This window comes from Rhodoplanes sp. SY1, assembly GCF_046000175.1.
GTDB lineage: Bacteria > Pseudomonadota > Alphaproteobacteria > Rhizobiales > Xanthobacteraceae > Rhodoplanes.
Genome location: NZ_JBEOMB010000328.1, coordinates 1 through 629 on the forward strand (window position 1 = coordinate 1; position 629 = coordinate 629).

Below are 629 nucleotides of genomic sequence, written 5' to 3' on the forward strand. Positions count from 1 at the left end.
GCTCGCTATGACCGCGAGCTGGGTTTCCGGAATGTTGATGCCTTCATCAAGCGCGCGGCAACTGACCAGCACATCAAACACGCCCTTACGGTAGAGGCGGAGATTGTCACGACGTAACGGAGCAGCGATGCGAGAGTGATATATCGTAGCGCTATGGCCACGTTCTTTCAAGAAAAGAAGGAGTCTTGTGGCTTCTTCCACGCTCTCATGGAATACCATGGCGCGTGCGCCGCGATGCGTGTCGATGAGCTTCGCAGCAACCGGTACCCTCAGGCGCGCCATTGCAGAAATACGAGATCGACGTTGAAGCAGAATTTTTATACGCTCGACCGCGTCAGGATCAGTTTTGTTTCTTGCTAAGCGAGCAATCCTTGCGCTTAATTTATTATAAGCCTCCTGTTCGTCATGGCCAAGGTCAATGCGTACGTTGATGAGGTCGAAGAGAGAGATTATGCCGTCGGAGCTGGCGGCGTTTAAGTCATAACGGTATACAATTTTGCCAAGTGTCGACGATATGTTGGTTTGGAGCCCGCTGTCACCCGCACGCTCGACCGTTGCCGACATCCCGAGAGTTGCAACGAACGTTCCTTCGAGTGCCTTCTGGTTCTCTTGGCTAGCTGCATGGTGAC

1 protein-coding gene is annotated in these 629 nt (G+C 52.9%); it reads right to left on the bottom strand.

What is annotated here, in order from left to right:
* Window positions 1-629 (bottom strand): DEAD/DEAH box helicase (locus ABTU92_RS29440; protein ID WP_408095094.1); only part of this gene is annotated, 629 nt, incomplete at both ends.